29 protein-coding genes are annotated in these 26,060 nt (G+C 68.5%); 15 read left to right on the top strand and 14 right to left on the bottom strand.

Annotated elements, in window-relative coordinates; genetic code table 11:
* Window positions 1-40 precede the first annotated feature (40 nt).
* Together GM656_RS01350 and GM656_RS01345 are read left to right on the top strand one after the other, a co-directional pair.
* Window positions 41-523, top strand: coding sequence for a DUF7321 family protein (locus tag GM656_RS01350; protein ID WP_162411851.1), 483 nt, complete (start codon window positions 41-43; stop codon window positions 521-523).
* Between the two features lie 66 nt (window positions 524-589).
* Entirely contained in the window at window positions 590-1,093 is a 504-nt protein-coding gene (locus GM656_RS01345) for a universal stress protein (protein WP_162412531.1), read from the top strand.
* A 45-nt stretch (window positions 1,094-1,138) separates the two neighbouring features.
* Here the strand turns inward: GM656_RS01345 and nth are convergent, their stop codons facing one another.
* The gene (gene nth, locus GM656_RS01340; RefSeq protein ID WP_162411850.1) at window positions 1,139-1,822 is read right to left on the bottom strand and encodes an endonuclease III; all 684 of its coding nucleotides are present in this window, start codon (window positions 1,820-1,822) and stop codon (window positions 1,139-1,141) included.
* 117 nt (window positions 1,823-1,939) lie between these two features.
* On the opposite strand from nth, the gene GM656_RS01335 reads away from it, so the two are divergent.
* Window positions 1,940-2,473 carry a GNAT family N-acetyltransferase gene (locus GM656_RS01335; RefSeq protein WP_162411849.1) on the top strand — a complete coding sequence of 178 codons (534 nt, stop codon included), beginning with the start codon at window positions 1,940-1,942 and terminating at the stop codon, window positions 2,471-2,473.
* Here the strand turns inward: GM656_RS01335 and GM656_RS01330 are convergent, their stop codons facing one another.
* The 3 genes from GM656_RS01330 to GM656_RS01320 all read right to left on the bottom strand — a co-directional run bounded on the left by GM656_RS01330 (window position 2,474) and on the right by GM656_RS01320 (window position 3,876).
* Window positions 2,474-2,929: a peroxiredoxin family protein gene (locus GM656_RS01330; protein ID WP_162411848.1), complete on the bottom strand. Its 456-nt coding sequence runs from the start codon at window positions 2,927-2,929 to the stop codon at window positions 2,474-2,476. It abuts the gene before it with no gap.
* Window positions 2,930-3,040: 111 nt separating this feature from the next.
* The gene (locus GM656_RS01325) at window positions 3,041-3,337 is read right to left on the bottom strand and encodes a hypothetical protein (protein ID WP_162411847.1); all 297 of its coding nucleotides are present in this window, start codon (window positions 3,335-3,337) and stop codon (window positions 3,041-3,043) included.
* Between the two features lie 14 nt (window positions 3,338-3,351).
* Window positions 3,352-3,876, bottom strand: coding sequence for a DoxX family protein (locus GM656_RS01320; RefSeq protein WP_162411846.1), 525 nt, complete (start codon window positions 3,874-3,876; stop codon window positions 3,352-3,354).
* A 257-nt stretch (window positions 3,877-4,133) separates the two neighbouring features.
* On the opposite strand from GM656_RS01320, the gene GM656_RS01315 reads away from it, so the two are divergent.
* Complete coding sequence (locus GM656_RS01315; RefSeq protein ID WP_162411845.1) at window positions 4,134-5,588, top strand: RtcB family protein; 1,455 nt, start codon at window positions 4,134-4,136, stop codon at window positions 5,586-5,588.
* 60 nt (window positions 5,589-5,648) lie between these two features.
* Window positions 5,649-6,080, top strand: coding sequence for a universal stress protein (locus GM656_RS01310; RefSeq protein ID WP_162411844.1), 432 nt, complete (start codon window positions 5,649-5,651; stop codon window positions 6,078-6,080).
* A 55-nt stretch (window positions 6,081-6,135) separates the two neighbouring features.
* Here GM656_RS01310 and GM656_RS01305 read toward each other — a convergent pair whose 3' ends face one another.
* Window positions 6,136-7,275, bottom strand: coding sequence for an acyl-CoA dehydrogenase family protein (locus tag GM656_RS01305; protein ID WP_162411843.1), 1,140 nt, complete (start codon window positions 7,273-7,275; stop codon window positions 6,136-6,138).
* Window positions 7,276-7,355: 80 nt separating this feature from the next.
* Between GM656_RS01305 and GM656_RS01300 the strand changes: the two genes are divergently transcribed.
* Window positions 7,356-8,153, top strand: coding sequence for an RIO1 family regulatory kinase/ATPase domain-containing protein (locus GM656_RS01300; RefSeq protein ID WP_162411842.1), 798 nt, complete (start codon window positions 7,356-7,358; stop codon window positions 8,151-8,153).
* Between the two features lie 21 nt (window positions 8,154-8,174).
* Here the strand turns inward: GM656_RS01300 and GM656_RS01295 are convergent, their stop codons facing one another.
* The 4 genes from GM656_RS01295 to GM656_RS01280 form a co-directional block, all read right to left on the bottom strand.
* Window positions 8,175-9,083, bottom strand: coding sequence for a DMT family transporter (locus GM656_RS01295; protein ID WP_162411841.1), 909 nt, complete (start codon window positions 9,081-9,083; stop codon window positions 8,175-8,177).
* A gap of 228 nt (window positions 9,084-9,311) precedes the next feature.
* Window positions 9,312-9,794: an SRPBCC family protein gene (locus GM656_RS01290; protein WP_162411840.1), complete on the bottom strand. Its 483-nt coding sequence runs from the start codon at window positions 9,792-9,794 to the stop codon at window positions 9,312-9,314.
* Window positions 9,795-9,879: 85 nt separating this feature from the next.
* Window positions 9,880-11,136: a Glu/Leu/Phe/Val family dehydrogenase gene (locus GM656_RS01285; protein WP_162411839.1), complete on the bottom strand. Its 1,257-nt coding sequence runs from the start codon at window positions 11,134-11,136 to the stop codon at window positions 9,880-9,882.
* Between the two features lie 88 nt (window positions 11,137-11,224).
* On the bottom strand, window positions 11,225-12,058 hold the full coding sequence (locus tag GM656_RS01280; protein ID WP_162411838.1) for an HpcH/HpaI aldolase/citrate lyase family protein: 834 nt from the start codon (window positions 12,056-12,058) through the stop codon (window positions 11,225-11,227).
* Window positions 12,059-12,145: 87 nt separating this feature from the next.
* Here GM656_RS01280 and GM656_RS01275 point away from each other — a divergent pair, with 87 nt between their 5' ends.
* Window positions 12,146-12,601 carry a MaoC family dehydratase gene (locus tag GM656_RS01275; RefSeq protein ID WP_162411837.1) on the top strand — a complete coding sequence of 152 codons (456 nt, stop codon included), beginning with the start codon at window positions 12,146-12,148 and terminating at the stop codon, window positions 12,599-12,601.
* A 13-nt stretch (window positions 12,602-12,614) separates the two neighbouring features.
* On the opposite strand, the gene GM656_RS01270 is transcribed toward GM656_RS01275, so the two are convergent.
* Both GM656_RS01270 and GM656_RS01265 read right to left on the bottom strand, forming a co-directional pair.
* On the bottom strand, window positions 12,615-12,980 hold the full coding sequence (locus GM656_RS01270; RefSeq protein ID WP_162411836.1) for a DUF5658 family protein: 366 nt from the start codon (window positions 12,978-12,980) through the stop codon (window positions 12,615-12,617).
* A gap of 134 nt (window positions 12,981-13,114) precedes the next feature.
* The gene (locus GM656_RS01265) at window positions 13,115-14,887 is read right to left on the bottom strand and encodes an acyl-CoA carboxylase subunit beta (protein ID WP_162411835.1); all 1,773 of its coding nucleotides are present in this window, start codon (window positions 14,885-14,887) and stop codon (window positions 13,115-13,117) included.
* Between the two features lie 105 nt (window positions 14,888-14,992).
* Between GM656_RS01265 and GM656_RS01260 the strand changes: the two genes are divergently transcribed.
* Complete coding sequence (locus GM656_RS01260; RefSeq protein WP_162411834.1) at window positions 14,993-16,990, top strand: PKD domain-containing protein; 1,998 nt, start codon at window positions 14,993-14,995, stop codon at window positions 16,988-16,990.
* A gap of 406 nt (window positions 16,991-17,396) precedes the next feature.
* Here the strand turns inward: GM656_RS01260 and GM656_RS01255 are convergent, their stop codons facing one another.
* Complete coding sequence (locus tag GM656_RS01255; protein WP_162411833.1) at window positions 17,397-18,272, bottom strand: class 1 fructose-bisphosphatase; 876 nt, start codon at window positions 18,270-18,272, stop codon at window positions 17,397-17,399.
* Window positions 18,273-18,559: 287 nt separating this feature from the next.
* On the opposite strand from GM656_RS01255, the gene GM656_RS01250 reads away from it, so the two are divergent.
* Together GM656_RS01250 and GM656_RS01245 are read left to right on the top strand one after the other, a co-directional pair.
* Window positions 18,560-19,417, top strand: coding sequence for a 3-hydroxyacyl-CoA dehydrogenase family protein (locus tag GM656_RS01250; RefSeq protein WP_162411832.1), 858 nt, complete (start codon window positions 18,560-18,562; stop codon window positions 19,415-19,417).
* 102 nt (window positions 19,418-19,519) lie between these two features.
* Window positions 19,520-20,668, top strand: coding sequence for an acyl-CoA dehydrogenase (locus tag GM656_RS01245; RefSeq protein WP_162411831.1), 1,149 nt, complete (start codon window positions 19,520-19,522; stop codon window positions 20,666-20,668).
* Here the strand turns inward: GM656_RS01245 and GM656_RS01240 are convergent.
* Window positions 20,665-20,919 carry a hypothetical protein gene (locus tag GM656_RS01240; protein ID WP_162411830.1) on the bottom strand — a complete coding sequence of 85 codons (255 nt, stop codon included), beginning with the start codon at window positions 20,917-20,919 and terminating at the stop codon, window positions 20,665-20,667. The genes GM656_RS01245 and GM656_RS01240 overlap by 4 nt on opposite strands.
* 70 nt (window positions 20,920-20,989) lie before the next feature.
* Window positions 20,990-21,280, bottom strand: a complete 291-nt coding sequence (locus GM656_RS01235; protein WP_162411829.1) for a PadR family transcriptional regulator — start codon at window positions 21,278-21,280, stop codon at window positions 20,990-20,992.
* 86 nt (window positions 21,281-21,366) lie between these two features.
* Here GM656_RS01235 and GM656_RS01230 point away from each other — a divergent pair, with 86 nt between their 5' ends.
* The 5 genes from GM656_RS01230 to GM656_RS19425 all read left to right on the top strand — a co-directional run bounded on the left by GM656_RS01230 (window position 21,367) and on the right by GM656_RS19425 (window position 26,032).
* Window positions 21,367-21,654: a DUF7111 family protein gene (locus tag GM656_RS01230; protein WP_162411828.1), complete on the top strand. Its 288-nt coding sequence runs from the start codon at window positions 21,367-21,369 to the stop codon at window positions 21,652-21,654.
* A 303-nt stretch (window positions 21,655-21,957) separates the two neighbouring features.
* The gene (locus GM656_RS01225) at window positions 21,958-24,624 is read left to right on the top strand and encodes an alkaline phosphatase PhoX (protein ID WP_162411827.1); all 2,667 of its coding nucleotides are present in this window, start codon (window positions 21,958-21,960) and stop codon (window positions 24,622-24,624) included.
* A 42-nt stretch (window positions 24,625-24,666) separates the two neighbouring features.
* On the top strand, window positions 24,667-25,416 hold the full coding sequence (locus GM656_RS01220; RefSeq protein ID WP_162411826.1) for a cell surface protein: 750 nt from the start codon (window positions 24,667-24,669) through the stop codon (window positions 25,414-25,416).
* Between the two features lie 18 nt (window positions 25,417-25,434).
* Entirely contained in the window at window positions 25,435-25,857 is a 423-nt protein-coding gene (locus GM656_RS01215) for a hypothetical protein (protein WP_162411825.1), read from the top strand.
* Window positions 25,858-25,897: 40 nt separating this feature from the next.
* Window positions 25,898-26,032, top strand: coding sequence for a hypothetical protein (locus GM656_RS19425; RefSeq protein WP_277815030.1), 135 nt, complete (start codon window positions 25,898-25,900; stop codon window positions 26,030-26,032).
* Window positions 26,033-26,060: the final 28 nt, after the last annotated feature.

Below are 26,060 nucleotides of genomic sequence, written 5' to 3'. Positions count from 1 at the left end.
CATTCGGCACGCTTTAGCGAGCACTGTCCCTAGGTCGGGTATGGTGTCGGACGGCCTCGTGGCCACGGTCGTGTTGGTGTCGGTGACGCTCAGCCTGCCCTGCTTTCTCTACGGGGCCTACTACATCATCGAGACCGAGCCCGTGACGTGGGACGTGCTCGTTCACCACCTGAAGTTCGTCACGACCGGGCTGGTCCTGACGACCGTCCCGATGCTGCTGTGGATGCTGCCACGCCTGCCCGACCAGCTCGGCGGCCTCTCGGCCGTCCACGCGTATCTCGGTCTGCAGGCGTACGCTCTGCTCGCGTTCGGCGGAACGGGCATCGTTCGCATCTTCCGAGCGAAGCGCCAGCACGACCTGTACAACGACTACGACGAGGACGTGCTGCTCGACGAGATCGGCGGCGAAACGATGGGCCACTGGCGGTCGCGGCTCCGAATCGGCGTGTTCGGCTACGTCGTCTTCTGGATCCTCGCGTACCTCGTCGGCGTGGTCAGGTACGGACTCCGATACGTGGCCTGATCGGACGGTGCTCGGGCAGTGTGACGCTTTAAGTATCAATGGGACGACTGTTTGGCCGTGGTTCAGATGTACGACGACATCCTCTTTCCGACCGACGGCAGCGACGGCGCTTCGGCGGCGCTCGAACACGCGCGGGACCTCGCCGACACCTACGGCGCGACGCTCCACGTTCTGACGGTCGTGGACACGTCCTCGCCCCACATCGGGATGACCGCCGAGGGCCACGACGAGGGGACGACCGGCATGATCGCGACGGAGCACGACGCCATCGAACCGGGGATGGTCGGCGAGGAGCACGACATCGCGGACGCTATCGCGGAGCGCGCGACCGGACTCGTCGACGAGGCGGCGAGCGCCGCCGGCGACGTCGAGACCGTCACCGCGGTCGCTGGCGGCGACCCGCACTCCGCCATCCTCGACTACGTCGCGGAACACGACATCGACCTCATCGTCATGGGGACCCATGGGCGGACGGGCGTCGAGCGCTACCTGCTCGGGAGCATCGCGGAGAAAGTCGTCAGAACGTCGGACGTGCCGGTACTCACCGCTCGGGCCGACGACGAGGACTGAGCGCGTCGCGTGTCGGCGGGCCGATGGGGCCTACCAGTAGCCGGGCTACCACGCCTCGCCGCTGGCGAGGTCGACGGCGCCGTCACCCTGCTCCGAGGGGCAGATGTCCGCGAGGACGCAGGCTCCGCAATCGGCCGAGCGCGCGCCACAGATCGCTCGCCCGTGGTCGATGAGCAGGTGCGTGAACTGCTGCCACTCGTCCTCGGGAACCACGTCGAGGAGGTCGTCCTCGATAGCCTCGGGGCGCTCTTCCTCGGTCAGGCCGAGTCGCCGCGACAGCCGCTGGACGTGGGTGTCGACGACGATGCCCTCGACGATGTCGTGACCGTGCTGGAGGACGACGTTGGCCGTCTTGCGGCCGACGCCGGGGAGGTCGGTCAGTTCCGACATCGTGTCGGGAACCTCGCCGTCGTGTTCCTCCACGAGGATCTCACCGATGCCCTTCAGGTAGCCGCCCTTGTTGTTGTGGAACGTGATGCCGTAGATGTCCTCGGCCAGTTGCTCCTCGCTCGCCGCCGCGTAGTCCGCGGCGGACTGGTACGTCTCGAAGAGGTCCGCGGTGACCTCGTTGACGCGCTCGTCGGTGCATTGGGCCGAGAGGACGACGGCGACGAGCAGTTCCAGCCGGTCGCCGTAGGTCAGCGAGATGGTCGAGTCGGGGTACTCCTCGTGCAGTCTGTCGACGACTTCGGCCGCCTGTTCCTCGCGGGAGTCCAGCGGGGTGCCCATACCCCTCGACGGGGCCGGGCCGACTTTGGCGTGTCGTTCTCGATCCCTATATTGACGGGTGCTAACACGTCTCTGGGTACGGGAACGCTCTTCTGTCACCCATGCGGAGTGTTCGGCATGCCTGGTCCCGTCTTCCTCCGTGGCGAACAGGTCACGCTCCACACCGTCGAAGACCACGACGTCACGTTCCTCCAGCGACTCCGAAACGATCCGCAGGTCCGCCGCGGACTGGCCGTGTCGAAACCGACGACGGAGCAGGCCCAGCGCGAGTGGGTCGAGTCCGCCACCGGCACCGACGCCGACGGCGTCCACCTCCTCGTCTGTATCGAGGAGGGTCCCGTCGGGACGGTCGGGCTCGGAAGCCTCGCCGCGCAGTCGCGCCACGCCGAAGTCGGGTACTTCTTCGCGCCGGACGCGTGGGGCAACGGCTACGCCACCGACGCCGTCGAGGCGCTTCTCGGGTACGCCTTTTCCGAGCGGAACCTCAACCGGGTCCACGCGAAGGCCGTCGCGGGGAACGAGAGGTCCCGGTGCGTCCTCGATACGGCGGGGTTCGAGCAGGAGGGGGTCCTCCGCGACCACTGGTACCGGGACGGGCGATACGAGGACGTAGTCGTCTACGGCCTGCTCGCCGCCGAGTGGGAGCGCTAATCACAGCGCGCTGACGGCGTCGAGCACCGGGCCGAGGTCCGGCGCGTCCCCCGACCCGTCGTCGGCCCACGCGAACCGCACGCGACAGCGCTCGTCCACGAGGAACGCGGTCCGGCGTGTGCTCCCGTCGGGCCGCTGGACGCCGAACTGCGCGTCGATACCGGCGTGGTCGACCAGCAGCGGAAACGGGAGTCCCAGGTCGGCCGCGAACTCACGGTGTGTTTCGAGGTCGCCCGGCGCGACGCCGAGCACGGCGACGGCGTCGGCCAGCGATCCCCAGTCGGTGTCCCGGAGCGCGGTCAGGTACCGCCGACAGCGCGGCTCGAAGTCCCCCGTGTAAAACGCCACGACGACGGGGGCCTGGCTGGCGGCGACCGAGAGCCGGTAGGCCCCCGACTGTCCACCGGCAGTCCCCTCCAGGTCGAAATCCGGTGCGGGGTCACCTGCGTCGAGCATACCACGGCAGACGACGCGCGGAGAGAAGAACCTGACCGTCGATACCAGTGCCGTCGCTACGCGGTCACAACAGAGCGGGGGAAGTCAGGAGCCGGTCGTCGCCGTCACGGGTCAGTCGGCCATCGTCTCGTGACCGGTCGCGGCGTCGGCCTCCTCGACCGGCGTCGCGAGCCGGTAGAGGCCGTAGACCAGCAGCACGACCAGTCCGGCGAGGACGAGCCCCGTTCGGATGGTGGGGTCGACCATCGGGGTTGCGATGATCTCGCCCGCGTCGTTGGTCAGGGGGGCCGCGCCGTACGGCTGTCCCGCGAGTACTTCCACGATGCCGAGGCCGACGATGCCCAGCAGCATCAGCCCGCCGCTGAGTGCCATCGCCGCCTTGTCGATGATGTCGGTGTGTTGTTGCATTGTCTCTCACCTCGTTAGCCGAGCAGGTATTTCAGGCGCGGGTGGCGCTGGACGAACCGGGTCTTCTCGATGATGGCGTCGAGGCCGTAGTAGCGACCGGTCGCCAGCACGATCATCGTCACGAACAGCAGGAGACCCATGAAGTCCCCGTTGACCACGCCGTGGCCGAAGCCCGCGTTGCCGACCCAGAACAGGGCCATGAAGAAGGCCCCGAACACGGAGGCCAGCCTGACCAGCGCGCCGACCATCAGTCCCAGGCCGATGAGCGTCTCCCCGAGCGGGACCATCGCCTCGATGAGCCAGCCGAGGTTCGCGCCCATCCAGACGGGGAGCGGACCGAGCGCCGTCCCGGTCATCTGCTGGAGATAGGCCGGCCCGTACCCGTAGGCCAGGCCGTTCTCGATCAGTTTCGTCACACCCGCGTGGAAGAACCACCAGCCGGTCACGACACGCAGGAACGCCAGCCAGTACGCGGTCCACGCCCCGCCGAGCTCTAGCTCGAACTCGTCTGCCAGGGGGTTCGCCGCTTGATAGGACATCTGTGTTACCTCACATGTGTACCTGAGCGGGCAGGGAGCATATAAACGGGAGCGCGTTCCCAGCGGATGAAAACGGGTCTCAGGCCCTGAGAAGTGTGAATTTTCGAACCGGGCGTGACGACCCTGTTCGGCTGGGGTTTTTTACGCCGTCAACGGGCCGACGACCGAGCCCCCTACCGGAACCCGGAGCGAGGATGACAGCCGGTGACGGGCCACCGTGAAGTACAAGCCGCGGATGCGACTATCCTACGACAAGGATGGTACTCGAACTGACGGGTGAACACACGACGGCGCGAGTGATGGTCGACGACGAGTCGCTGGTCGAAGCGGGGTGTCTGGAGCAGATCGAGACGCTCATCGACCACCCGGCGTTCACCGAGCCGGTCCGCATCATGCCGGACACGCACTGGGGTGCGGGCGCGCCCATCGGCTTCACGATGCCGCTCGGCGACCGCGTCGTCCCGAACATCGTCGGCGTCGACGTGGGCTGTGGGATGGCGGCGACGAACCTCGGCCCCGAACTGCCGCTCGGAGACGCGGAGCGCGAGCGCCGCGTCCGCGAGGCCGTGCCGATGGGGCGGTCGGTCCACGACTACGACGACGCCGTCCACCTCGTCGAGGAGTTCCCCTTCGAGCGCGCGAACCGCGTCTTCGAGCGGTTCGACGACGCCTACGCCGAGCGATTCGGCCAGCGCGTCGACCCCCTGGAGTTCGACTTCGACGGCTACGACGGGGACTACTTCGAGGCCCTCTGTGACCGCGTGCTGGCCGACCAGCGACAGGGGATGGGGTACGTGATCAGGAGCGCGGGGACGCTCGGCGGCGGGAACCACTTCGTTGAGTTCGGCTGCGGGCGCGAGTCGGGGGACTACTGGCTCGTGATTCACAGCGGCTCTCGGTACCTCGGGAAGTCCGTCGCCGAGTACTGGCAGTCGACGGCCACGGACCGCCGGACCATCGGCGACATCCGCGAGCAACTCCCCGAAGAATACGTCGAGTACCTGAAGTTCGACCCCGACACCGTCGAGTCCCGCGACCTCTACGCCTGGGTCACCGGTGGCATGGGCGAGTCCTTCATTCGAAAAGAGCGCCTGCGGAGCGACCTCGACGGCTCGGAGATCGAGAACGCCTTCGACGCGCTCGGGCAGGTACAGGACGCGATCCACAGCGACGACGACGAAGACCGGAACACCGACCTTGACTGGCTTGAGGGGCGGGAGGCCCACGGCTATCTGGTCGACATGCTGTTCGCCCAGCAGTACGCCCGCTGGAACCGCGAGCTGATGAGCGACGCCGTCTGCGACGCGCTGGGAATCGACCCCGTCGAGCGCTTCCAGAGCGTTCACAATCTGGTCGACTTCACTGATCTCACGATTCGCAAAGGCGCGACGCCCGCCCGCGAGGGTCAGCGTCTACTCATTCCGTTCAACATGGCGGAGGGATCGGTAATCGCCCGCGGGCAGGGTAACGCGGAATGGCATCAGACCGCTCCCCACGGCGCTGGTCGCCGGATGGGACGGCGCGATGCTCACGAGACTTTAACCGAAAGAGAGGTGGAAGAGAGCATGGAAAACGTGTACACTGAACACATCCCGATTGACGAGGCCCCAGCGGCATACAAAAACGCCTCGAAAATACTCGATAACATCACGGAAACTGTCGAGATCGCTGAACATCTTCGGCCAGTCCACAATCTGAAGGCGACCCAGTAGCCATCGACCCTCGCCGGTGGTGGGGTAATCTCTTTGTCGGCCCGTGTCGTGTGCGGACGTATGACGATCCTCGTGGCCGTCGCGGAAGACACCGTCCAGGACGCGGTCCTCGACGTTGCGGTGGCCCTGGCGAAGGGACTCGAACAGGACCTCTACGTCGTCCACCTCGTCGACGCCGAGACGGCGGACGCCGAGGCCAAGCGCGTCCGCGACGCCACCAGAGAGCGGGTCGCCGACGCGAACGTCGTCGCGACCGTCGCGCTCGAACACGTCAGCCACAGCGGTGCGCGGCCGGGAAGCCGGATCGGACAGGAGCTCGTGGACCTGGCGGCGGACGTCGACATCTCCCACATCGTCATGGGCCACGCGTCGAAGGGCTGGCTCGCGCGACTCCGCGAGGGCGACACGGCGTTCGCCGTCGTCGCCGACGCCGACGTGCCAGTCACCATCGTGCCGAACGGGAGCGAGGCCGCCGTCGACGACTCGGTGTGACCCGCCGTCGGGCCGCGGCCGACGATCTGATCGGCTACCGACCGCTCGCCGCCGCTCACAGCCCGAGCTCGCGCCCGAGCACCATCCGCTGTATCTCGCTGGTCCCCTCGCCGATCTCCATGAGCTTGGCGTCCCGGTAGAACCGCTGGGGAGCGAAGTCCGTCGTGTAGCCGTAGCCGCCGAGCACCTGGACCGCGTCCTCGGCGACCTCTCGGCAGATCTCGCTGGCGTCCAGTTTCGCCAGCGACGACATGCGCGTCACGTCCTCGCCCTCGTCGTACAGCGTCGCGGCCTTGTGGGTCAACAGCCGGGCGCGCTCGATCTTGCGGTCCATCTCGACGAGCTTGTCGCGGATCGCGTCGAACTTCGAGATGGGGCGGTCGAACTGCTCGCGCTCCGTGGCGTAGGACTTCGCGGCCTCGAACGCGCCCTGTGCGAGGCCGGTCGAGAGCGCGGCGATGGAGATGCGGCCGCCGTCGAGCGTCTTCAGCGTCTGGTCCCAGCCGTCGCCCTCCTCGCCCAGCAGGCGGTCCGCGGGGAGCCGGCAGTCGTCGAACTGCAGTTCGCAGGTCGGTGAGGCGTTCAGCCCCATCTTCTCCCACTCGGTCGTCACCGCCCAGCCGTCGTCCTCGGGCGAGACGATGAACGTCGAGATGCCGTCGTAGCCGGCCTCGGGGTCGGTGACGGCCTTGACGAGCACGGAGCCGGCGACGGAGGCGTTCGTGATGAACTGCTTGGTCCCGTTCAGCACGTACGTGTCGCCGTCGCGCTCTGCCGTCGTCTCCATGTCGCTGGCGTCGCTCCCGCTTCCGGGCTCGGTGAGCGCCCAGCCGCCGAGGTGCTCGCCGGTGGCCAGCGGTCGGAGCCAGCGCTCCTTCTGGGCGTCCGTCCCGAAGAGCTCGATCGGCTTGCTCCCGAGCGAGGTGTGGGCGACGTACGAGAGGCCGACGCTCCCCGAGACCCGACCGAGCTCCTCGGCGACGAGGGCGTACATCAGCGTGTCGCCGCCGAGCCCGCCCCACGCCTCGCTGATCGGGACGCCCATCACGTCGAGCTCGCCCAGTTCGTCGAACAGCTCCGCGGGGAAGCGGTGCTCGTCCTCGATCTCCTGGGCGACGGGCTGGATCTCGTTCTCGCAGAACTCGCGGACCGAATCGCGGATCATCCGGTGCTCGTCCGGGATGGCGAACTCCATGCCCCGCGTTGGGGCTGTGCGAACTAATACCATGGGGGCGGGCGCAAGCCATTTGCCCGTCCGCGCCGTCCCTCAGGTGAATGGCGTTCCGGCGACTGCTACGCGGGACGGTCCCGTGGGACCAGCTCGAGGGCGTAGCGCTGGCAGTCGTCGACCGGTACGACGAGCCCGCCGCCCGCGTCACGTTTCTGGAGGCCAACAACTGGCTGTCGACGCCGATGGTCGTCAACGACCGGTGGTTCGTGAAGGTGATCACCCAGCAGAACTCGCTGGTCCACTCGCTGCTGACCGCCGGCCGGAACATCGGCGCGTTCTCCTCCGGGACGGAGGGCTTCTTCGAGCACTTCGAGACGCCTCAGGAGATGGCGACGCACGAACTGGCGGCCACCCGGCGGATGCGCGAGATCGGCGTCAACGCCCCGGAGCCCGTCGAGGCCTTCGAGTACGAGGGGCTGGGTGTGCTCGTGCTGGGCTACCTGCGGGCGTTCGAGACGCTGGACGACCTGCCGCCCGCGGCTATCGAGAGCCACGCCCCGGCGGTGTTCGACTTCCTCCATCGGATGCACGAGGACGGGCTCGCCCACGGCGACTTCCGCTGTGAGAACGTCCTCGTCGCGGACGGCGACCTGTACTTCATCGACGCGACCAGCGTCCGCGAGGGCGCGATCGCCGACGCGCGGGCGTACGACCTGGCCTGCGCGCTCGGTGCGCTGGAACCGCTCGTCGGCGCGCCGGTGGCCGTCGCGGCCGCCGCGCGCCACTACGATCCCGCGGAACTGCTGGCCGCCGAGGAGTTCCTGGACTTCGTGAACCTCCGGCCGGATCACGACTTCGACGCGGCTTCCATCCGCGGCGCGGTCGAGAAGCGCGCCCGGTAGCCGCTCGGGACGACGACTCGCTCAGTCCGGCGTCGCCTCCGCGACCGACCGGCTCCGGGCGACGACGCCGATGCCGGCGAGGACGACCACTCCGCCGGTAAGCGTCGACCAGCCGGGGATCTCAGCGAGCAACACCAGTGCCAGCAGCGCGCTCCCGACCGGCTCGCCCAGCAGCGAGACGCTGACCATACTCGACTCGACGTGGGCCAGCGCCCAGTTGAGGATGGTGTGGCCGAGCACGCCGGGCCCGACGGCCATCGCGAGAAAGAGCGCCCACTCGCGGGGCGGGTAGCCGGTCACGGGGTGGCCCGACGCGACGACGAACGCGAGCAGACACGCCGCGGAGACGGCGTAGACGACGGTGACGTACGGAATGAGCGGAAAGCGCTGGCGGAGCGAGCGTCCGGCCAGCACGTAGCCGGCGGCCATCACGCCGCCCACGAGCGCCAGCGCGTTCCCGTACAGCGGGCGCGGGCCGACCGCGCCGCCGCCGAGGAGTTCGCCGACGGACATCACCGCGATGCCGCCGACGGCGACGAGGATGCCCGCCGTCGTCCCCCGCGTCACGCGCTCGTCGAGGAGGGCCCACGCGCCGACGGCGACGAACAGCGGCTGGCACTGGACCAGCGTCACCGACGCCGCGACGCTCGTCCACGCGAGGCTCTCGAACCACGCCGCGAAGTGGACCGCGAGCGCGACGCCCGTCGCCCCGGCGGCCAGCACGTCCCGCCGGGAGAGGCCGGCGAACGCCGAGCGGTGGCGACCGAGCGCCAGCGGAGCCAGCATCGCGGTCGTCAGCAGCACCCGGTAGAACGCGGCGACGGAGGCCGCCGCGTCGCTCCAGCGCACGAGGATGGCGCTGGTGCTGACCGCCAGCACGGCGACGGCGAGCGCGAGTCGCGGGTCGACGCGCGGTTCGCTCACGCCCATCGCGCTCCGTCGTCCCGCCCGCGGTCTCCGCAGTGGCCGCGTGGCCAGCTCGACCAGATTGACCGTTCGTCGGCCGCCCGTCCCTCAGTCATTGAGGGGCAGTATCCGACACGGGGCTAAAGAGCCACCGGAGACCATAGTCGGGGCGGTGGCCACAACGGGCCCGGACCGCTCTGACGGGGCGACGGTCGCGCCGGACCGCTCCGTCGCGTCGGCGGTCCCGAACGCTTATTCCAGCAGTTCCTTCGTCTTTCGGTGCCGGTAGCGGAACATCGGTTCGAACCCTATCAGCCCGAACGGGCCGACGGCCCGGCCCAGCGGCCCGCCGGGGAGTTCGTACTCGACGCGGTCGTGGACGATGGTTCCGTCGTCGCCGTCCGCGCGGAAGGTGTGGGTGTGGACCCAGTGGGGGAACGGCCCCTCCCGCATCTCGTCGCGGAACATCGCCTCGCCGTCTCCCTCCCGGCGCTCGACGATGTCAGAGACCCAGCGCTGTCGGGGTCCGACGCCGAACGGCCTGATGGAGGAGACGACGACAGACCCGGCGGTCAGTTCGTCCGGGTCGGACTCGCCGTCCGGGCCGCGCTGCTCCTCGATGCGGATGTTCATCCAGTCGGGGGTCAGCGCGACGAGTCCGTCGCCCGTCGCGTGGAAGTCCCAGACCTCAGAGAGGGGCGCGGCGACGCGGACCTGTCGCTCGTAGGTGTCCATGCGCTCGTTAGGGACAGCGCCGGCAAAACACCCGCGGTCGCGGCGGTCTCGTCTCGCACGCTGAGCGCGTCGAGAGACCGCTGGGTCAGGGCCAGATTCCGCCTTCCTCGGCGGCCGAGACGACCCGACGGATGGCGACGACGTACATCGCCGTCCGGAAGTTCGGCGCGCCGGTGTTCTCGTAGGACTCGACCAGGTCCTCGAAGGCGTTCGTGATGATCGTCTCCAGTTCGTCGTTGACGCGCTCCTCGGACCAGTAGAACCGCTGGCGGTTCTGGACCCACTCGAAGTACGACACCGTGACGCCGCCGGCGTTGGCGAGGATGTCCGGGAACACCGCCACGTCGCGATCTTTCAGCACGTCGTCGGCGTTCGGCGTCAGCGGCCCGTTCGCCGCCTCGACGATCATGTCCGCCTGCACGTCGGCCGCGAGGTCGCCGTCGATGGCGTTTTCGAGCGCCGCCGGCACGAGCAGGTCCACGTCCATCGTCAGCAGGTCTTCGTTCGACAGTTCCTCGGTCGCGCCGTCGTAGCCCGACAGCGATCCCGTCTCGCGCTTGTGGTCCTTCGCCTCGCGGGCGTCGAACCCGTCGGGGTTGTACACCGCGCCTGAGGAGTCGGAGGCGGCGACGATGTTCGCGCCGAGGTCCTCGATGAGCTTCGCCGCGACGGACCCGGCGTTGCCGTAGCCCTGGACGGCCACGGTCGCGTCCTCGATGTCCTTTCCGAGGTAGTCGAACGCCTCGCGCGCGGTGAGCATCACCGAGCGACCCGTCGCCTCGACGCGGCCCGCGCTGCCGCCGGACTCCGGCGCTTTCCCGGTGATGACGCCCGGTTCGGTCGTGTTCTCCAGCGTCTCGAAGGTGTCCTTGATCCAGTTCATCTCCCGCTGGCCGGTGTTCACGTCGGGCGCGGGGATGTCGCGGTCCTCGCCGATGATCGGGCGGAGCTCCTTCGCGAACGACCGTGTGATGCGCTCCATCTCGTCGGCGGAGTACTCCCGCGGGTCGATCTCGATGCCGCCCTTGCCGCCGCCGTAGGGGATGTTCACGGCGGCGCACTTGTACACCATCCAGCCGGAGAGGGCCTTGACCTCGTCGCGAGAGACCTGCGGGTGGTAGCGGATACCGCCCTTGTAGGGACCGCGGTCGCCGTTGAACTGCGAGCGGTAGGCCCGGAACACTTCGAGCGAGCCGTCGTCCATCTTCACCGAGAGGTTCGTTTCGAGCACCCGTTCGGGGTGTTTCAGTCGCTCCAGCACGTCAGTCGAGTATTCGAGGTAGTCCGCCGCGTCGTCGATCTGCTCCTGGAGGCTCTCGAACGGGTTTACCTCGGATGACATACCGTACGTGACTGCGACGAGTGGGAAAAACGTACCGCCGTCCATGGAAACGCGCCGCGTTCGCGGTTCCTTCGACGGCACCTACTGCTCACTCACGGTCGACACCCGCCCGCGCCAGGATCCGCTCGGCCTGCGTCACCAGCGGCGCGTCGACCATCTCGCCGTCGACGACGAACACGCCGCCGTCCGCCTCGTCCCGCGCGTCCAGGACCCGCTCGGCCCACGCGACCTCGTCCGCGTCCGGCGCGAACGCCCCGTTGATGACCGGGACCTGCGCTGGGTGGATCGCCAGTTTGCCGTCGTATCCCAGACCGATCGCCGTCCGCGTCTCGTCGCGGAGCCCGTCCGCGTCGGAGAAGTCGAGGTACGGCGTGTCGATGGGTGAGACGCCGGCCGCGCGCGCCGCGAGGACCACGTGCTGGCGGGCGTGGGACACCTCCGACCCGGTGGGCGTCCGGGTCGCGCCGATGTCGCCCGCGAGATCCTCCGCGCCGAACACGAGCGCGTCTGTCGCGTCGACCGCCGCGATCTCCTCCGCGCGGAGGACGCCGGCCGCGGACTCGACGAGCGCCAGGACGGGGCGGTCCGCGCCGCGCGCCCGGAGCATCGACCGCAGTTTCCGCACGTCCGCCGCCGCGCTGGTCTTGGGGAGCATCACGCTGTCGGGCGACGGGCCGTCGAGGACGACGTCGAGGTCCGCGCCGGCCCCCGAGCCGACCGGATTGACGCGGACGCACACCTCGCGGTCGGCCGGCAGCACGTCGTCGAGCACTTCTCGGACGGTTCGCCGGGCGGCCGGCTTCGCACCGGGTGCCACGGCGTCCTCGAGGTCGTAGACGACCACGTCGGCGTCGCTATCGAGCGCCTTCCGCAACTTCGCCGCGTCGTCGCCGGGGGAGAACAACACACTTCTCCGGGGCATACCCCCGCTACGCCCGCCCCCGTGGTAAATGATGGCGTGGTGGGCAGTCCCCCACGGCTAAACCGTACCCGCTCCCAGAGTTTGCGTATGGCCGGCAAGTACTACGAGGCGTTCACCCCGGGCGAGAGCATCGCCCACGAGAAGCGCCGGACCGTCAGCGAGAGCGACAATCAGCGCTTCTGTGACCTGACGATGAACCAACAGCCGCTCCACCTCGACGCCGAGTTCGCCGCCGAGACGCAGTTCGGCGAGCGCCTGGTCAACGGGCTCTACACGATGTCGCTCGCGGTGGGACTCACCATCCCGGACACCACGGACGGGACCATCGTCGCGAACCTCTCCTACGACGCGGTCGAACACCCCGCGCCGGTCGTCCACGGCGACACGATCCGCGCCGAGACGACAGTCCTCGAAAAGCACCTGACCAGCGACGAGGAGCGCGGCGTCGTCACGATGCAGGTCGACGCGTACAAACAGGACGACACGCTCGTCTGTACGTTCGAGCGGACCGCGCTCGTCGAGCGGGCCCCGACGGAGGACTGACCCCCGTTCCCGGTTAGCCCGCCGCTAACAGGGTCGCGTTGACCAGCACGGCCCCGATGGACGGGAGCGTGAGCCCCAGCGGGACGACGACGCCCCCCGGGTCGCTCAGCGCCCGCCGGACCAGCCCGCCCACGCACAGCACGGCGACCTTCGTCAGCGCGAGGACGGCGATGCCGAACGTCTCGATCGCGACGCGCATCACCGGGTTGGCCTCGTGGAAGCCGTGCTGGAGGCCGACGTGCGTCAGCCACACGTCGATGGCCAGCGTCACCGCGAGCACCAGCCACAGTTCTCGCTCGACGGCGGCGAGCTCGTCGAGCAGGACGCTACACCACCGCTCGATGGCTCCTGTCGGAGCCGTCCGGTCGGTTTCGAACACAGTTCACCCTGACCACGCCCCCACGTGGTCTACGCCAGAAATCCTCGGACGCGATGTTAACTACTCGGCGACTACGCGGCGAAACTCTCGTGGTAGTCCCCGTCTACTCCGCTCGTCGCGCGCCGGTTCGGCACTCAGAGGATCGTGCCGTGTTTCTTGTCGGGACGGTCCTTCTCCACGTCCTCGTAGAGATCGAAGCGCGCGGCGAGTTCGGCGCGCAGGTCGCTCGGCGGGAGAATCTCGTCGACGACGACCTCGCTGGCCATCCGGTGGACGTCGATATCCTCCCGGTAGGCCTCCCGGAGTTCCCGCTCGCGCTCGGCGCGTTCCTCGGGGTCCTCTATCGCGTCGAGTTTGTTCGCGTACACCGCGTTGATCGCGGCCTCCGGTCCCATGATGGCGATTTCACTGCCCGGGAGCGCCAGGGTCGCCTCGGGGTCGTAGGCCGGGCCCGACATGGCGTAGATGCCCGCGCCGTAGGCCTTGCGGACGACGACGCACTGCTTCGGGACGGTGGCCTGCGAGGTGGCGTAGATCATGCGCTTGCCGGCTTCGAGGATTCCCTCCTTCTCGACGGAAGAACCGGCCATGAACCCCGGCGTGTCACAGAGGTACAGCAGCGGGATGTCGTAGGCGTCACAGGTCCAGACGAAGCCGGCGGCCTTGCGGGCCGAGTCCGGGAAAATGGCCCCGGCGCGCTGGCTCGGCTGGTTCGCGACGACGCCGACCGGGCGGCCGTCGACGCGGGCGAACCCGGTCAAGATCTCTGGACCGTACTGCGCCTGGAGTTCGAAGAACGAGCCGGCGTCCACCAGGCGCTCGATGACCCGGTGCATGTCGTAGCCCTTGTTCGGCTCCGAGGGGATGACGGCGTCGAGGCCCGCGGGGTCGGCGGCGGGCGCGACCCCCTCGGTCCGCGGGGGCTTCTCGTCGGCGCTGTCGGGCAGATACGTGATGAGTTGCGCGACGAGGTCCCGGGCGTGCTCCTCGTCGTCGGCGACGAGGTCGGCGCTCCCGGAGTGCCGGGCGTGCAGGTCGGGTCCGCCGAGCGTTTCGAGGTCGATGTCCTCGCCGGTGACCATCTCGACCATCCGCGGCGACGCGATGGCGAGCGCGCTCATTCCCCGGACCATGACGGTGAAGTCGGCGAACACCGGCGTGTAGGCTGCGCCGGCGATGCAGGGGCCGTAGAGCACGCAGATCTGCGGGACCGCGCCCGAGAGCAGCGAGTGGTTGTAGTAGAACTTCCCGATGCCCTCGCGGTTGGCGAAGAAGCCGCGTTGCTCGTCGATCCGCCCGCCGGAGGAGTCGACGAGGTAGAGCAGCGGCCGCCCGCTCTTCAGCGCGCGCTGCTGGAGGCGGAGGAACTTCTCGACGCCGCGGCTGGCGATCGATCCGGCCTTGACGGTGAAGTCGTTGGCGGCGACGTGGACCTTCCGCCCCTCGAACGTCCCCGCGCCGGTGACGAGGCCGTCCGCAGGCAGTCTGTCGCCGTCGTCGTCGGACCCTTCTGGAGCGCTCGGGTGCCAATGGTCGAAGTTGGCGAAGCGGCCGTCCTCGAAGTCCAGGCCCTCCTCGCCGAACCACAGCTTGAGTCGGTCGCGGACGAACAGCTTGCCCTGGTCGGCGAGGCGCTCGCGGTACTTCTGCGGGCCGCCGCACTCGATGTCGGCGATCTCCTCGCGGAGGCCCTCCTCGCGCTCGGTCGGTCCGCGGCCGTCTGTATCGACGCCCGCGTCCCTGTTCGCGCCCCCGCCGTCCCTGTCAGCCGTCACCTCGCGGACGATCGTCGGCGTCTCCGCGTCGCCGACGAACACTTCCACGGTTCGACCCGTGTGCTCGGCGACGGCGGCCGCGATGGCCGACGCCTCGTCGTGGCTCGCCTCGGCCGCGATGTGGACCTTCATACCGTGGCCAACGTCCCCGAGGACCACAGTTGTTGCCCCGACCGATTATCACGTCTCGTAATGACGGGGGACCATTCATGTCGGAGGCCGGGGTAGGGTTGGCCGATGTATTCTCTGGGTCCCCGTCCCCGGACCGCGCCGCCGTCGGGCGGGCGCGCCCGGTGGCTCCCGGTACTCGTCGCGCTCCTCGCGCTCCCGGTGCTCGCCGGGATGGTCGCGGGGCCCGCGGCCGCCGCCGACGAGGACCCGCCCGAGTGGGGCAACGCCACCCGGGGGAACGCGACCACCATCGACGTCTACCTGTACGACAGCGGCACGCTCGATACGGGGACCATCGACGCGGGGGATTTCTCTCTGACCGCCGGACGAGTTGCCAACGTGAGCGTCGCGTCGGTCAACGCGTCCGGCGCGAACAGGACCGGAGCGCGCGTCTCGCTGCTGCTCGAACGGAAGGTGGACGTGGACAACGTCACTGTAAGCCTGAGTGACACGGCCAGCATCACCGACGAGGCGGGCAACGAACTCCCGGACGAGGACGTGACCGTGACGGGGATGGACTCGGTCGTTCCGAAGTACAAGTCCTTCGAGGTGCGGCGGGTCAGTAATTCGACGGCCGAGATCGTCGTCGAGATGCACGAACCGATCAGCGCGCTGACGATCTCCGTCGGCGGCGCGGAGCTCGACACGCTCAACGTCTCGGGGTTCTCCGAGCGGGTCGGAACGACGGCGACCTACACCCGCCGGTACACGTTCCCGGTCGAGGGCCAGTACTCGCTGCTCCTGATGAGCGCCGTCGATCGAAACGGCAACGAGAACAGGTTCGGACGCCAGCGGACGTTCCGCTACGACGGGACCGCGCCGACCGTCACCGTCGAGGGCCCGACGAACGCGACGGTCGGCGAGTCGGTGAACTTCTCGGCGGCGAACTCGACCGACGACAACGGGATCGACTCCGTCCGGTGGTATCTGGGCAGCGGGACGATTCTCACCGGCGAGCGAATCGCCGTCGCCTTCGCCACGCCGGGGACCCACGAGGTCGAAGCGCGCGTGTCCGACCCGATGGGGAACACGGCCTCGGTGACCCGGGTCGTCACGGTGACGGGCGGCGGGGGTGGCAACGTCACCGTCACCCGACCGAACGCGACCGCCGCGACGGCGCGGATCAACGCCACCGGACGACCACAGCGCGTCGAAGCGGCCGACGGACCGCTCGTCGATGACGAGAACGTCACGCTGGAGCGCCTCGTGGGATCGTTCCCGGCCAACGAGTCGGTGCGAGTGGCCGTCCGCGCCGGGCCGGCCCCTGCGTCGTTCGGCGCGTCGACCGACAGCCGCGGCGTGGGGCGGTTCGACGTGGACCACGACGCCATCGCCGAGGACGTGACGTTCACGTTCGCCGTCGACCGGACCGCTATCGACGCGGCCGGCGGAACGCCGGCCAGCGTCGCGCTCTTCCGGCGGCAGGGCGACTGGACCGAACTGGAGACGACCGTCGCCAGCCGCGGTCCGTCGCAGGTCGTCTATCGCGCCCGGTCACCGGGACTGTCGACGTTCGTCGTCGGCGTCGCGAACGACACGGCGACCGACGAGGCGCAGCCGCCCGAGTCGACCCCGGAAGCCGCGGCCGACGCGCCGACCGCCGACGAGTCGTCACAGCCACGCGAGACGGGCGAACCGGAGATCGCCGTGACGAACGCCTCGGCCGACCCGACGACGGTCGCGCCCGGCGAGCGGGTCGTGCTCACCGTGGCACTGCGGAACCGAGGAACGGCGACCGGCGACCACCGCGTCCTCGTCGCGGTGAACGGCTCCATCGTGACGAGCCGGACGGTAACAGTCCCCCCGAGCGAGACGCGGACGACGGCGTTCGTTCCCGACGTGTCCGGGAACGCGACGGGCGAGCTGACCGTCGACGGGCGACCGGTCGCCACGGTGACCGGCGACAGCGGCGGCGGCCTCCCGATTCCGTCCCTGCCGTCGCTCCCGAACCCGCTCTCGCTGTGGCCCGACGGCCTCGTCGGGACGGTCCTCGGTGCGCTCGTCGGACTGGTCCTCACGGTCTACGGCGTGCTGAAGGCGCTCGCGATCTATCTCGGGTACTGAGGTCGGTCCGACGATCGTCCTGCCGTTCGGCTGCCCGCGACTTCGGACCCGGGGACACCGCGGCACTGATCGCTCCAGTAGTGTAGTTAGAATAGTGACGTTTCTGAATGGGAACGATACTCACTGTGGCTCTCGGAACGTCACACAGTACCGAGGGGCGTGATTGACTCTCATCAATAATAATCACTATACGAACACTTTTTGGCGTCCGGTGCGTACGATCGGGCGATGAACTGGAATCACCCACGAAACGAGACGAAAGCGGCGAACAAGCAGCGCGAGACAGCGTCCGGAACCCGATGGTCGTTCATCGCGGCGGCGACCACTATCGCGTAACGACAGCGAGCGCGGACCGAGCAGCGAACAGTTCTCTCCGATCACTTCGCGACCGCTGACCGTGCGCCGGTCAGTTGACGTTCGATTCGACCCGTTCGATGAGGTCGGCGTTGCCGAGGTACAGCGGCGTCCGCGAGTGCAGTTCGTCCGGCGCGGTCTCCAGTAGCGACCGCTCGCCGTCGGAGGAGCGCCCGCCGGCGGACTCGACGATGTACGCCATCGGGTGCCCCTCGAACTGGTGTCGGAGCTTTCCTTCGGGCCGAGACTGCAGCTTCGGGTAGGAGAACACGCCGCCGTAGGTGAGCACCTGATTGATGTCGGCGACCATCGCGCCGCCGTAGCGAAGCTTCAGTTCGTAGCGGATCTCCTCGGCGACGGACTCGAAGTCCTCGGTCCAGGAGTCGACGCCGCCGCCGAAGCCGAAGACGGTCGGCTCCTCGGGGAGCGTCACGTCGTCGTCGACGAGTCGCTTGTCGCCGTCTTCGAGGATGTACTCGCGGACCTGACCGCCCCGGGCGACGACCATCGAGGTGATCGGCCCGTAGATGACGAACCCGGACGCCAGCAGATTGGTCCCGGCCGTCGGGGGGCGCTCGCTGTACACGCCGAAGATCGTCCCCATCCCGCTGTTGGGTTCGAGGTTGCTCGACCCGTCGAGCGGGTCCATGGCGACGTGTAGGCGGCCGTCCGTGGTCTCGACTTCGGCGCGCTCCTCGCTCGCGTACGTGGCGACGCCGTCGATGTCGAGGACGCGCTGTTCGAACAGTTCGTCGGCGCGGAGGTCGGCGGCCAACTGATCGTCGCCGCTGGGGTTGACGGAGTTGCTCTGGCCGCGGTACTCGGCGATCGCGTGGCGAACGTCGGGCGTCGTCGCGGCGATGGTGTCGATGACCTGTGCGACCGTCTGCTCGGACTCGGATGCCGAGGTGTTGAGTGACTTGCTCATTTGTCAGATACGGGAATCGACCCGTCGGACCCGAGAGATCCGGAGTCCGGTCGAGTCATGGTGCGAGCGGGGTACCCGCGATTCGTTCCAGTACGACGTGCTTCTCCGGCACACCATAAGTATCTTTTTGCTGACATTTACTACATAGCGAGTGAATCCTAGCGTTACGTTCCTCAATTGCCGCTACGTACGCTATCTGATGTCACGGGTGTCGCTCCACTGGCGGTCCGCGGGCCGTCGCCGGTCCCGTCGGCAGACTTACACGAGTACGAGTCGAACTACCGCTCATGCACCTCGAAGCAGTCGACACCGTCGGCGTCGTCGGGGCCGGCACGATGGGCAACGGCATCGCGCAGGTCTCGGCGACCGCCGGCTACGACGTGGTCATGCGCGACGTGTCAGAAGACCTGGTGTCCGCGGGGTTCGAGGACATCGGGGCGAGCCTCGACAACCTCGTCGCTCGCGGGACGGTCTCCGCGTCGGAAGCCGAAGCGGCACAGGAGCGAATCGCGGGGACGACGGCCATGGCGGACCTCGCCGACGCCGACCTCGTCGTCGAGGCGGTGACCGAGGACATGGACATCAAGCGGTCGGTGTTCGAGGAACTCGACGAGGTCTGTGGCCCCGAGGCGGTGCTCGCGAGCAACACCAGCACCCTGTCGATCACCACCATCGCCAGCGCTACCGACCGCCCCGCCCAGGTGCTGGGGCTGCACTTCATGAACCCGGTCCCGGTGATGAAGGGCGTCGAGATCGTCGTCGGCGAGAAGACGAACCAGTCGACGGTAAGGCTCGGCCACGAGTTCGCCCGCGACATCGGCAAGGAGACCTGGGAGGCCGACGACAAGCCGGGCTTCGTCGTCAACCGCGTCCTCATGCCGTGGATCAACGAGGGCGTCCGCGCGTACGACGAGGGCGTCGCGGACAAGGCCGACATCGACCGCGGCCTGACGCTCGGGACGAACGTCCCGATGGGGCCGCTCGAACTCGCCGACCACATCGGACTCGACGTGGTGCTCGACGCCTCCGAGACGCTGTACGAGGAACTCGGCGAGCGCTACAAGCCGGCGTACCTCCTCAAGCGGAAGGTCGCGGCGGGCGACCTCGGGAAGAAGTCGGGCAAGGGATTCTACGAGTACAACTGAGCGCGAACGCGCTTCGCACGGGTCGCCCGACGTGAGTACGAGTGCCGCCAACGGGTGACCCGTTGGCGAACAGTAAAGGACCGGCCCTCGGTACGTTCTGGCATGGACTTCAGTCCCACGCAGGAGCAACGCCAGATCCGGGAGATGGTCGCGGAGTTCGTCGACGAGGAGGTCGTCCCCCGCGCCGCCGACATCGACGAGACCGACGAGTTCCCGTGGGATCTCGTCGACGAGATGGCCGATCTGGGGCTGATGGGCATGCCGATTCCCGAGACCTACGGCGGGGCCGGGCTGGACTACCACAGCTACGCGATGGCGCTCGAAGAGATTTCTCGGGGGAGCGGCGGCCTCGGAACCATCGTCGCCGCGCACATCTCGCTGGCCTGTAACATGGTCTACGAGTTCGGTGACGAGGGCCAGAAGGAGACCTATCTCACCCCGCTCGCCGAGGGGAGCGAGATCGGCGCGTTCGCCCTCTCGGAGGCCGGTGCGGGCAGCGACGTGCCGGCGATGGACACCACCGCCGAACCGATCGACGGCGGCGACGCGTACCTCGTCAACGGCGGCAAGCTCTGGATCTCGAACGGCTCCGTCGCCGACACGGTCGTCCTCTTCGCCAAGACCGATCCCGAGGCCGGCAACAAGGGCATCTCCTCGTTCGTCGTGCGTCCCGAGGAGGACGAGGGCTTCCACGTCGAGGGAACGGAGCACAAGCTCGGCGACAAGGGCTGTCCGACGGCCGAACTCCGCTTCGACGACATGCGACTGCCGGCCGACCGGCTTCTCGGCGAGGAGGGCCGCGGGTTCGTCCACGCGCTCAAGACGCTCAACGGCGGCCGCATCACCATCGCGGCCCGCGGCGTCGGCATCGCGCAGGCCGCGCTGGACGAGGCGCTGCGCTACGCCCAGGACCGCGAGCAGTTCGACCGCCCCATCAGCGACTTCCAGGCCATCCAGCACAAGCTCGCCGACATGGACACCAAGACCGAGGCCGCCCGCCTGCTGATGCACCGGGCGGCGGACAAGAAGATGCGCGGCGAGACCTTCGTCAAGGAGGCCGCACAGGCCAAGCTGTACGCCTCCGAGGTCTCCCGGGAGGTCGCCAACGAGGGCATCCAGATCCACGGCGGCTACGGCTACACCAAGGACTTCCCGGTGGAGCGGTTCTACCGCGACGCCAAGCTCAACGAGATCTACGAGGGGACCAGCGAGGTCCTCCGGAACACCATCGCGGACCAGCTGTTCGACTAGGGGAGCGACAGGAGCCCCTCGACGACCACGGCACGCGTGAAGTAAAACCGCGTGTCGGTCTGTCGGTACCGGTTCGCGCTGATCGTTCCGAGACCGAGGAGCGCGGCCGTGCCGACGACGCCAGCGAGTGGCGCGACGAATTCGGGTGGCTGGTCACCGGCGCGGGCGAACACGACTGTTGCGAGGCTGGCGAGCGCCGCGAACGGGAGGGCGTCCAGCCCCGCCACGAGGGCAGTGCGGGACAGGGACATGCCGGTCCCATCTCGCGGTTCGAACATAAATCGTCCTCTCCCGCCCGAGGGGAGAAGACCGCGTCCCGTTTCAGGCCCCGTCTTCGAGCGCCCCGCGCATCCACTCGAACTGCTCGCGCAGTCGCCGCTCGCCGGCCTCGGTCAGCGAGTACTTGTCGGCGATACCGTCCTCGCGGTGCTCGACGAACCCGGCCGACTCCAGCGCGTCGAGCGCGCCGTAGAAGCTCTTGGGCTCGATGCGCGTCTCGTAGCGGCTCTCCAGTCGCGTCTTGAGCCGCTGGCCGGCCAGTTCGCCGTCCTCGGCGGCGGCCAGGAGGACGCACATGTCCCGCCGGCGGCCGCTCTGGAGCCACTTCGCCATACCCACCCGTGTGGGCCCGTTCGCTTCGCGGTTTCGGTTTCGGCGGGACCGTCAACTTGGCATACCCCCGCTCCCTAGGCCCGTCGATGACCGACACCGACTCCGCCGCGGAGGCCTCCGCCGACGGAATCACGGCCCGCTATCGCGAGACCGACGGCGAGCGACTCCTCACCTTCGAGAGCGCCGCCGGAACGGCCGCTATCGCCCAGAACATCGAGGGCTACGCGATGCTGAAGGTCCGACCGACCGCCGACGGCGACGAACTCGAACGCTACTACGGCTTCGACATGGCGCTCAACCACGCCGCGGAACTGCTGGGCGTGTCGCCGAACGCGCTCCCCGTCCCCGGCGCGGCGGCCGACATGGGGATGTAAGCGCGCGACCGGCCGCGACGCAGGCCGGTTCGCCGTTCTCCCGCGCTGTCGACTCCGAGGGGCGACTGCCGGACCGTCAGGTCCGGTGCGCCGCGAGTCCAACTGAAGCCGACTCGTAACAACGTGGTATGCGCCCGTCTGTCACCGGCCGCACGTGGTACGCATCCCGTCAAAATAGATCTCCTGTGTGACACGTCCGTTAGCCGATTGGTACAGGCGAGCACGTCGTCTCGGGTAGCCTCCCGGACCTGTCATACCAGTATTATAAACTGCTTTTTACGAACACTCCTCCCCCTCACCTGCATGGTCGATCTTACACGACGGCAATTGCTCTCGACGTCGGCGGCGGCCGCGCTGGGAGCGAGTGTCTTCGGTGTGGCGAGTGGGGAAGAAATCGAGGAATCGGACACGCCCGGGGCACCGAGCGTCAAGGGGAGTCTCAAGCGCTTCTCGACGACGGCGTTCGGCGCGGAGGTGACCGGTCCGTTCGTCTTCGAGGACGGGTCGCTCCTCTACAGCCTCCAGCACCCCGAGGGGAAGAACCCCGAGCCGTTCGGACGGGCCGCGGTGGGCTACTTCAGCGGCTTCCAGTTCGAGTTCGACGGCAGCAACGACGACTTCCCGGAGGTCGGCATCCCCGACACCGAGGAGAAACAGCGCCGGGTCCGGTCCGGTGCCGGCAACTACGAGATCCTCGTGCAGGGCCGCGAGCCGATCAACGGCGGCGAGGAGCGCCTCGGCGTGGTCCAGACGCCTGACGGAACGGACATCACCCAGGAGAACTTCGCCGGCACCCAGTACGGTGGCGCGGCGACGAACCCCGACTGCAATCAGTTCGTCCCAACGAACGACGAGGGGACAGAAGGCTACCTGTTCACGAACTGGGAGAACAGCCCCGGATGCGTCTCGCGGGTCCCGCTCAGCCAGACCGAGAACGGTGAGTGGAGCGCAGACACCGAGAACGCGATGAACCTGACCAACACCGAGTCGCTCCGCGAACACGGCGGGACGCGGATCAACTGTTACGGGGACCTCAGTCCGTGGGGGACGATGATTTCCGCCGAGGAGAACTACGCACATCCCCGCGTCAGTCTGAAGGCAACTGTCAGCGACATCGTTGAGGCGGGCTCGGGTGAGGGACTCATCGGCGGGTGTCAGTTCTGGAACCGACCGAATCCCAGCGAAATCTCGGGCGCTATCGAGACCTACGCGGAGAACGGCGACCTCGAATCGAACTTCGGCCCGCAGGGTTACTGGGCACTGACCGGCGTCGAGTTCCTCGCGTACTATCTCGGTGCCGAGCGCGACGACCAGGGCGACGGCGAGAACCTCGCCACGACGCCAATCGACGACGTGTACCCGAACCCGTATCGGTACGGGTACTTCGTCGACTTCCGGGAGCCGACCGCTGACGAACCCGAAGCGGTCAAGTACTACGTGATGGGGCGCGCCTCCTGGGAGGCCCCCGACATCGAAGGCGACCAGCGGACCGTCTACGGCTGTTCGGACGGCGACAGCAAGGGAATCTACAAGTTCGTCGCCGACGAGCCGATTCCGGAGTACGACGACCCGATGGACGTCGCCGGGACGCTGTACGCCCCGAAGATCACCAACGACGCGGCGAGCGCCGCCGAGTCCGACAGTCGGAACTCCCCCGCACAGACCCCGCTCGACGTCGAGTGGCTCGAACTCGGCCACGCCACCAACGGCGAGGTCGAGTCCTGGATCGCCGAGTACGACGACGTCACGCAGGCCGACTACCTCAGCGCCCACGCCGACTGGGAGGAGGGCGACGAGGTGACCGCGGAGACGATCAAGCAGGCCGACCTGACGGTCATCGAGAACGGCAACCAGAACTACGTCGCAAACGAGGAGATCGTCGAGTGGGCCGACCAGTACGAGTCCAACGGTCCCGACGGCGTCGACGAGGACCTCCGCCACGTCCCGTTCCTGGAGACCCGCGCGGCCGCAAAGGAGATCGGCGCGTCCATCGAGTTCAACAAGGCCGAGGGCGTCGACAGCATGGACGACTCCCAGCCCGGCGACTTCGTCTACTTCGGCATCTCCGAGTTCAACGATGCCCTCGCCGACGAGGAGGGCGACATTCAGATGGATCGGGTCGACGGCGGCGTCGTCTACCGCGGCGTGCTCGAACCGGACTACAACGTCTCGACGCTCGAACCCGTCATCACCGGCCCCGACTTCACCGACCCGCCGGAGGACGCCAACGACGCCCTCCGGAACATCGACAACGTCTACACGATGCGAGACGGCCGCGTGCTCTGCTGTGAGGACGGCTTCGGCGGCCCCGCTCGGTCCTACCCGAACGACGGGCTCTACGTCTACCAGCCGAACGTCATCGTCGGCCTCGGCTCGGCCGCGGTCGGCGGCGGCTCCACCGGGAGCGTCCCGCTGACGGCGTCCTCGCTCCCCGCCGGCTTCTCCGGCGCGCGCCTCACCGTCAGCGTCTCGAACCCCGACATCGCGTCGATCACGGGCGTCTCCTTCCCCGACGCGCTGGGGCTCACCGAGAGCAGTATTAGCGACGACGGCTCGTCCGCCACGATCCGCGTGGCTGACGTGGACACGAACGTCCAGTCCGGCGCGATGGACGTGGAACTCGCGACGCTCGACGTGCGCGCCGACGGCGGCGGCACGACCGACCTCACCGTCGAGGTGAACGCGATGGACGACGAGAGCGGCACCGCCATCGAGGCGGAGACGCGCGACGGACTCGTCGTCGGCGGCCCGAAGACGGTCGTCGGTGACGCCGCGCCGACCGACCCGGACGGCGACGGCCGCTTCGAGGACCTCAACGGCAACGGCCGCCTCGACTACGAGGACGTCCAGGTCCTGTTCTCGAACATGGACGCCGACAGCGTCCGCCTGAACATCGGCGCGTACGACTTCAACGAGAACGGCAAGCTCGACTTCGCGGACGTGACGGCCCTCTACGAAGAGGTCAACTGACGGCCGCGGCCGAACCCCCCTCATCTTTCGATACAGCGACCCATGACCGACGATACATCCCGACCGATTTCGATACGCGGCCACGTCCGAACAGCCGGCCCCTCCCTCGCGCTCGTCGCGCTCGTCCTCCTCGCGGGGACGGTCCCCGCGCTCGCTGCGGGGCAGAGCGACCCGGCCATCAGCGTCGCCACCGACGATATCGCCGCCGGCGAGACCACCGCCGTGCCGGTCGTCCTCACTACCGCGCCGAACGGCCTGGCCGGCTACCAGCTCGAACTCGCGCTCGACGACCCCGCTGTCGCCCGGTTCGAGAACGCGAGCTACCCCGACAGCTTCGGACTCACGACGGACCCCGTCGTCAGTTCGGACGGCGGGGCGATCACGCTGGAGGCGGCCGACCTCGACGGCCAGGTCGAACCCGGTGCCAGCGACGTGACGCTCGCGACGGTCGAACTCGCCGGCGTCGACGGCGGCGAGACGCGGCTGACCGTCGCATCGAGCCAGGTCGACGCGGACGGCGGCGGGGCGGTCGAGCCCGCGACGACGGCCACGACGCTCACCGTGACCGGGGACGCGGGGACGGAGGCGGCCGCCGCGAACGAGGCGTCCTCGCCGGCCGACGCGTCTACGTCCGAGTCGGGGAGCGCCGCGGGTGACGGAGACGGCGGTTCCGCGAACGCCGCCGGCGCACAGTCCACCACCGCGGCCGAGGGACCGCTCCCGATGGCGCTGGTCCTCGCCGCGCTCGCCGCCGCGGCGGCGTTCGCCGCCAGCACCGCCCGACGACCGTAGCGATTCATCCACAGACCCATGCCACGATCAGACACCGCCGACCCAGCGACGGACAGTTCGACCTACCGCGAGTACATCCTCGGCGTGCGCGTGGTCGAGCGGACGACCGCCGACGGCGAAACGCGCTACCGCTTCGAGGCCCCCGACCACGAGGGCATCGCCTTCGAGGACGCCGAAATGGCCACGCTGTACGCTGACGTGTACTTCGACGTGAACGGCTTCCAGGAGGCCGGCACGGGCGAGCGCGGCGTCCCGCCGACCATCATCCAGGCCGGCCGCGACACGCTCGTCGCGTACCTCCTCACGCAGCCGGGTATCGACCACTACTGGCTCGCGTCGTTCTACGGCGTGAAGCGCGAGAAAGTCACGCGCTACGTCTCGCGGGTGCGAAAGCGCGCCGAGGGCATCCGCGAGGGCGCGAGAGAGAAGGGACTGGCCTGACGACCCGAACCACTTTGCCGTTCCCGCCGAACAGCTCGGTATGGCATCCGTCACCGAGCGGTTCGACCATCCGGCCTGGCTGACCGCGGCGGGGACCCTCGCGGGGTACGGACTCGTCCTCCTGTTCCTGTTTCTCCTGCTGTTCGTCCTCCCGTACCTGCTGTTCCCGGCATAGCGTACATCGAACGGTCTGTGACTGGCCT

Source organism: Haloarcula salina (genome assembly GCF_010119195.1).
GTDB classification, from domain to species: Archaea; Halobacteriota; Halobacteria; order Halobacteriales; family Haloarculaceae; genus Haloarcula; species Haloarcula salina.
This window is presented reverse-complemented; position numbering and strand designations above follow the sequence as displayed.

Excerpts from the sequence above, each read along its gene's own strand:
- GM656_RS01295 (WP_162411841.1), bottom strand. The coding sequence starts at position 9,083 with ATGGGCGTGAGCGAACCGCGCGTCGACCCGCGACTCGCGCTCGCCGTC.
- GM656_RS01330 (WP_162411848.1), bottom strand. The coding sequence starts at position 2,929 with ATGCTCGACGCAGGTGACCCCGCACCGGATTTCGACCTGGAGGGGACT.
- GM656_RS01315 (WP_162411845.1), top strand. The coding sequence starts at position 4,134 with ATGGTACTCGAACTGACGGGTGAACACACGACGGCGCGAGTGATGGTC.
- GM656_RS01230 (WP_162411828.1), top strand. The coding sequence starts at position 21,367 with ATGACCGACACCGACTCCGCCGCGGAGGCCTCCGCCGACGGAATCACG.
- GM656_RS01260 (WP_162411834.1), top strand. The coding sequence starts at position 14,993 with ATGTATTCTCTGGGTCCCCGTCCCCGGACCGCGCCGCCGTCGGGCGGG.
- GM656_RS01350 (WP_162411851.1), top strand. The coding sequence starts at position 41 with ATGGTGTCGGACGGCCTCGTGGCCACGGTCGTGTTGGTGTCGGTGACG.
- GM656_RS01235 (WP_162411829.1), bottom strand. The coding sequence starts at position 21,280 with ATGGCGAAGTGGCTCCAGAGCGGCCGCCGGCGGGACATGTGCGTCCTC.
- GM656_RS01240 (WP_162411830.1), bottom strand. The coding sequence starts at position 20,919 with ATGTCCCTGTCCCGCACTGCCCTCGTGGCGGGGCTGGACGCCCTCCCG.
- GM656_RS01335 (WP_162411849.1), top strand. The coding sequence starts at position 1,940 with ATGCCTGGTCCCGTCTTCCTCCGTGGCGAACAGGTCACGCTCCACACC.
- GM656_RS01225 (WP_162411827.1), top strand. The coding sequence starts at position 21,958 with ATGGTCGATCTTACACGACGGCAATTGCTCTCGACGTCGGCGGCGGCC.
- GM656_RS01310 (WP_162411844.1), top strand. The coding sequence starts at position 5,649 with ATGACGATCCTCGTGGCCGTCGCGGAAGACACCGTCCAGGACGCGGTC.
- GM656_RS01345 (WP_162412531.1), top strand. The coding sequence starts at position 590 with ATGTACGACGACATCCTCTTTCCGACCGACGGCAGCGACGGCGCTTCG.
- GM656_RS01220 (WP_162411826.1), top strand. The coding sequence starts at position 24,667 with ATGACCGACGATACATCCCGACCGATTTCGATACGCGGCCACGTCCGA.
- GM656_RS19425 (WP_277815030.1), top strand. The coding sequence starts at position 25,898 with ATGGCATCCGTCACCGAGCGGTTCGACCATCCGGCCTGGCTGACCGCG.
- GM656_RS01255 (WP_162411833.1), bottom strand. The coding sequence starts at position 18,272 with ATGAGCAAGTCACTCAACACCTCGGCATCCGAGTCCGAGCAGACGGTC.
- GM656_RS01280 (WP_162411838.1), bottom strand. The coding sequence starts at position 12,058 with ATGCCCCGGAGAAGTGTGTTGTTCTCCCCCGGCGACGACGCGGCGAAG.
- GM656_RS01320 (WP_162411846.1), bottom strand. The coding sequence starts at position 3,876 with ATGTCCTATCAAGCGGCGAACCCCCTGGCAGACGAGTTCGAGCTAGAG.
- GM656_RS01250 (WP_162411832.1), top strand. The coding sequence starts at position 18,560 with ATGCACCTCGAAGCAGTCGACACCGTCGGCGTCGTCGGGGCCGGCACG.
- nth (WP_162411850.1), bottom strand. The coding sequence starts at position 1,822 with ATGGGCACCCCGCTGGACTCCCGCGAGGAACAGGCGGCCGAAGTCGTC.
- GM656_RS01300 (WP_162411842.1), top strand. The coding sequence starts at position 7,356 with ATGGCGTTCCGGCGACTGCTACGCGGGACGGTCCCGTGGGACCAGCTC.
- GM656_RS01265 (WP_162411835.1), bottom strand. The coding sequence starts at position 14,887 with ATGAAGGTCCACATCGCGGCCGAGGCGAGCCACGACGAGGCGTCGGCC.
- GM656_RS01290 (WP_162411840.1), bottom strand. The coding sequence starts at position 9,794 with ATGGACACCTACGAGCGACAGGTCCGCGTCGCCGCGCCCCTCTCTGAG.
- GM656_RS01245 (WP_162411831.1), top strand. The coding sequence starts at position 19,520 with ATGGACTTCAGTCCCACGCAGGAGCAACGCCAGATCCGGGAGATGGTC.
- GM656_RS01325 (WP_162411847.1), bottom strand. The coding sequence starts at position 3,337 with ATGCAACAACACACCGACATCATCGACAAGGCGGCGATGGCACTCAGC.
- GM656_RS01285 (WP_162411839.1), bottom strand. The coding sequence starts at position 11,136 with ATGTCATCCGAGGTAAACCCGTTCGAGAGCCTCCAGGAGCAGATCGAC.
- GM656_RS01305 (WP_162411843.1), bottom strand. The coding sequence starts at position 7,275 with ATGGAGTTCGCCATCCCGGACGAGCACCGGATGATCCGCGATTCGGTC.
- GM656_RS01215 (WP_162411825.1), top strand. The coding sequence starts at position 25,435 with ATGCCACGATCAGACACCGCCGACCCAGCGACGGACAGTTCGACCTAC.
- GM656_RS01275 (WP_162411837.1), top strand. The coding sequence starts at position 12,146 with ATGGCCGGCAAGTACTACGAGGCGTTCACCCCGGGCGAGAGCATCGCC.